Origin of the sequence: Ramlibacter sp. (assembly GCF_035554825.1) — a bacterium.
Lineage (GTDB): Bacteria > Pseudomonadota > Gammaproteobacteria > Burkholderiales > Burkholderiaceae_C > Ramlibacter.
In genome coordinates this window covers 1-4,104 of record NZ_DATMHS010000085.1, presented here as the reverse complement: position 1 = coordinate 4,104, position 4,104 = coordinate 1, and the positions used below count along the sequence as shown (strand labels likewise).

At 67.6% G+C, this 4,104-nt stretch carries 5 protein-coding genes; 3 read left to right on the top strand and 2 right to left on the bottom strand.

The window, feature by feature from the left end; translation table 11 throughout:
- The 3 genes from VNT59_RS11055 to VNT59_RS11045 form a co-directional block, all read left to right on the top strand.
- The coding region (locus tag VNT59_RS11055; RefSeq protein WP_325498459.1) for a septation protein A at positions 1-421 on the top strand (421 nt) is incomplete at its 5' end.
- Complete coding sequence (locus VNT59_RS11050) at positions 418-690, top strand: BolA family protein (protein ID WP_325498458.1); 273 nt, start codon at positions 418-420, stop codon at positions 688-690. The genes VNT59_RS11055 and VNT59_RS11050, both read left to right, overlap by 4 nt.
- Positions 691-722: 32 nt before the next feature.
- Entirely contained in the window at positions 723-1,502 is a 780-nt protein-coding gene (locus VNT59_RS11045; protein WP_325498457.1) for a peptidylprolyl isomerase, read from the top strand.
- Between the two features lie 70 nt (positions 1,503-1,572).
- On the opposite strand, the gene VNT59_RS11040 is transcribed toward VNT59_RS11045, so the two are convergent.
- Together VNT59_RS11040 and VNT59_RS11035 are read right to left on the bottom strand one after the other, a co-directional pair.
- The gene (locus tag VNT59_RS11040) at positions 1,573-2,079 is read right to left on the bottom strand and encodes a hemerythrin domain-containing protein (RefSeq protein WP_325498456.1); all 507 of its coding nucleotides are present in this window, start codon (positions 2,077-2,079) and stop codon (positions 1,573-1,575) included.
- A gap of 31 nt (positions 2,080-2,110) precedes the next feature.
- A partial coding sequence (locus VNT59_RS11035; RefSeq protein ID WP_325498455.1) for a catalase occupies positions 2,111-4,104 on the bottom strand: 1,994 nt, incomplete at its 5' end.

The following is a 4,104-nucleotide window of genomic DNA, read 5'->3' as shown; positions in this document are numbered from 1 at the left end:
CAGCACCGGCAAGATCGAGCCGATGCAGTGGGTGAGCCTGGCCGTCATCGTGCTCTTCGGCGGCGCGACGATCGCGCTGCACAACGAAACCTTCATCAAGTGGAAGCCGACGGTGCTGTACTGGCTGATGGCCGGCAGCCTCCTGGCCGGCCAGGTGATCTTCGGCAAGAACCTGCTGAAGTCGCTCATGGGCTCGCAGATGGAGCTGCCCGAGGGCGCCTGGCGCGTGGCCAACTGGAGCTGGATCGGCTTCTTCGCCGTGATGGGCGTGCTGAACCTGTGGGTCGCGTTCAACTTCGACACCGACACCTGGGTCAACTTCAAGCTGTTCGGCGGCATGGGCCTGATGGTGCTGTTCATCGTCGGGCAGGCGATCTGGCTCTCGCGCTACATGAAGGCCGACGAGGCGACCAAGCCATGAGCGCGGGCACCGGCGTCACGGCCGAAGCGATGCGCCAGCGGCTGGCGCAAGTGCTGCAGCCGACCTGGCTCGAAGTGGTCGACGAAAGCATCGCCCACGCGGGCCATGCAGGGGCCGACGGCACCGGCTCCGGGACCCATTTCCGGGTACGGATCGCCGCGCCGGCCTTTGCCGGCCTGTCGCGGGTGGCGCGCCATCGCCTTGTGTATGATGCGCTGCGCACTTTCGTTGAGCAGGGCGTGCACGCGCTCGCCATCGAAACGCTCTGATCCTTTCCGCTCCGATTCTCGAGGGAACCCCCATGAAGCGATATGTCCTGCCGGCGGTGTCGGCACTTCTCGTCAGCCTCGCCGTGCCCGCGTTCGCGCAGAACCTGGCCATCGTCAACGGCAAGCCGGTGCCCAAGGCGCGCGTCGATGCGCTGGCGGCGCAGCTGGCCAAGTCGGGCCGTCCCGTCGGCGCCGAGATGGAGAGCCAGTTGAAGGAAGAAGTGATCGCGCGCGAGGTGTTCATGCAGGAAGCGCAAAAGCGCGGCCTCGACGCCAGCGACGATTTCAGGAACCAGATGGAACTGGCGCGCCAGACGCTGCTGATTCGCGAGCTGTTCGCCGACTACCAGAAGAAGAACCCGGTGTCGGACGCCGAGGTCAAGGCCGAATACGACAAGTTCGCGGCGGCCAACGGCGGCAAGGAATACCATGCCCGCCACATCCTGGTGGAGAAGGAAGACGAGGCCAAGGCCATCATCGCGTCGCTGAAGAAGGGCGGCAAGTTCGAGGAGATCGCCAAGAAGCAGTCGAAGGACCCGGGATCGGGCGCCAACGGCGGCGACCTCGACTGGGCCAATGCGTCCAGCTACGTGCCCGAGTTCTCGCAGGCGCTGATCAAGCTGAACAAGGGCCAGACGACGGACACGCCGGTGAAGACGCAGTTCGGCTGGCACGTGATCCGCCTGGACGACGTGCGCCAGGCCCAGCTGCCCAAGCTGGATGACGTGAAGCCGCAGATCGCCGAGCAGCTGCAGCGCCAGAAGCTGGCGAAGTTCCAGGAAGAACTGCGCGGCAAGGCGAAGGTCGAATAACGGCGCGCCGGCAAGCGCCGGTTGCGGTGACGAAAAGGCGGCCTGGCGGCCGCCTTTTCTTTTGCGGCCCTCAGGCGGCTTGCGCCTCGAGCTCCTGCTGGCGTTCCCTCATCTTCGCGCCCAGGGCCTCGAGGTCCAGGCCCCCGGCCGCCCGCGCTTTCGGGAACAGCAGGTCGCGTTCCTCCTTGACGTGGATCTCGACGGTCCGCGCGAGTTGGCCGACCAGCTCGTCCATGGCGGCGTCGCCTTCCGGCAGGCCCTGGATCTGCGCGATCAGTTCCTTGGCCTGCTGGTGCTCGGCTTGCGCTTCATCCAGCAGTTCGGGCCGGTCGATGACCTCGCGCAGCGCCGGATAGAAGATCTCCTCCTCGATCTGCGCGTGCACGGTCAGCTCGCTGCAGATCTTGCGCGCCAGCGCGGGCCGCTGGTCGGCCGCGCGGCGGGTGGCGCCGGCGGCCTTGGCGCCGCTGCCGGCGCCGGCGAAGGCCAGGCGGGCGTATTCCACGAACAGGTGCTTGGTCGCGATGTGGTCGGCGTCGAGCAGTTCGCAGGCGTCGTATTGGGCAGGTTCGGGCATGTGCGGTTCCTCGGCTGATGGGTGGAGCGGCTCAGACCAGCGGCGGATCCATCTGGCGGCCGAAATGGCGGTGCCTGGCCAGTGCCTGCACGAACGCCTCGCCCGCCTTGTCGTCCGCGCCGGCCTCGGCCACGATCAGGCCGGTGCCGCCCTGAGCCTGGCTCTTGTCCAGCGACAGCGGCAAGCCGGCCTGCGACAGCAGCAGGCGCGACGCGCCCAGCACGAGGATGGACTTGCAGTGGCGGAACTGGTCCCGGATGAACTCCGCGGTGTGACCGTCCTGCGCCAGGGCGGCCACCGCCTCGTCGCCATCGGGCAGCACCAGGCCGTCGAACAGGAACCCGGGTTCGTTCTCCATCGAGGCGTCGGCGTCGATCATGTCGCCGGCGGCGGTCGGCATCGGCCCGATCCGCGGTCCGACCAGCCGACCGACCGCGCCTTGCTCGGCCAGCATCGCCTGCAGTTTCAGGATGGCCTCGCCTTCGACGCCGGGCGCCACCAGCAAGGCGACCTTGCGGCCCTTGATCGAGCCGTCGCCCGGGCGGGCCAGCAGCGACAGCGCCGGGGATTTCGTCACCTCGGGCGCAACCGGCTGTTCGATGGCCCGCGGCATGGGGGGCGGCAGCGCCGCCATGCCCAGTCCGTCGGCGACCTTCTGCGCCAGTTCCTCCGAGGCGTTGCGCAAGGACGCGACCATGCGCTCGCGGATCGCCGGCACCGTGACCTTGCTCAGCTCGAAGCGGAAGGCCTCGGCGATGTGGCATTGCTCGACCGGCGTCTGGCTCTCGTAGAACAGCGTCGCCTGGGTGTAGTGGTCGGCAAACTTCTCGGGCTTGGCCCGCACCTTGCCCTGCTCCTCCTTGGCCTGGATACGGGCCGGCACCGAGACGAAGCCCTGCGCCGCCCCGGCCTGGAACGGGCAGCCGCCGGCCAGCGAATTCGGCTCGTAGTTCACCCGGCCGCGGTGGATCGCCTGGCGGTGCATGCCGTCGCGCTGGTTGTTGTGCACCGGCACGATCGGCGCGTTGATCGGCAGCTCGTGGAAGTTGGGTCCGCCCAGGCGGCTGATCTGGGTGTCGACGTAGGAATGGATGCGCCCGGCCAGCAGCGGATCGTTCGAGAAGTCGATGCCCGGGATCACCTGCGCCGTGCAGAAGGCCACCTGCTCGGTCTCGGCGAAGAAGTTGTCGGGGTTGCGATTGAGCACCATGCGCCCCACGGGGCGCACCGGCACCAGTTCCTCGGGCACGATCTTGGTCGCGTCCAGGATGTCGAAGCTGAACTGCTCGGCCTGCTCCTCGGTGAAGACCTGCACGCCCAGCTCGTACTCCGGATAGTTGCCGGACTCGATGCGCTCCCACAGGTCGCGCCGGTGATAGTCGGGGTCGGCGCCGGAGATCTTCACGGCCTCGTCCCACACCAGCGAGTGCGTGCCGGCCGTGGGCGTCCAGTGGAACTTGACGAACACCGATTCGCCGGCCTCGTTGACGAAACGATAGCTGTGCACGCCGAAGCCCTGCATGGTGGCGAAGCTGCGCGGGATGGCGCGGTCGCTCATCACCCACATCAACATGTGCGTGGATTCGGGCATCAGCGACACGAAGTCCCAGAACGTGTCGTGCGCGCTGGCGGCCTGCGGCATCTGGTGGTGCGGCTCGGGCTTGACGGCATGCACCAGGTCGGGGAACTTCATCGCATCCTGGATGAAGAACACCGGCATGTTGTTGCCCACCAGGTCCCAGTTGCCCTCGTCGGTATAGAACTTCACCGCGAAGCCGCGCACGTCGCGCGCGGTGTCCTTGGAGCCGCGCTCGCCCTGCACGGTGGAAAAGCGCACGAACACCGGCGTCACCTTGCCCGCCTCGTTGAACGGCGCCGCCTTGGTCAGATCCGTCAGCGGCTCGTAGCACTCGAAGAAGCCATGGGCGCCGGAGCCGCGCGCGTGCACGATGCGCTCGGGGATGCGCTCATGGTCGAAGTGGGTGAGCTTCTCGCGCAGGATGAAGTCTTCCAGCAGGGCCGGCC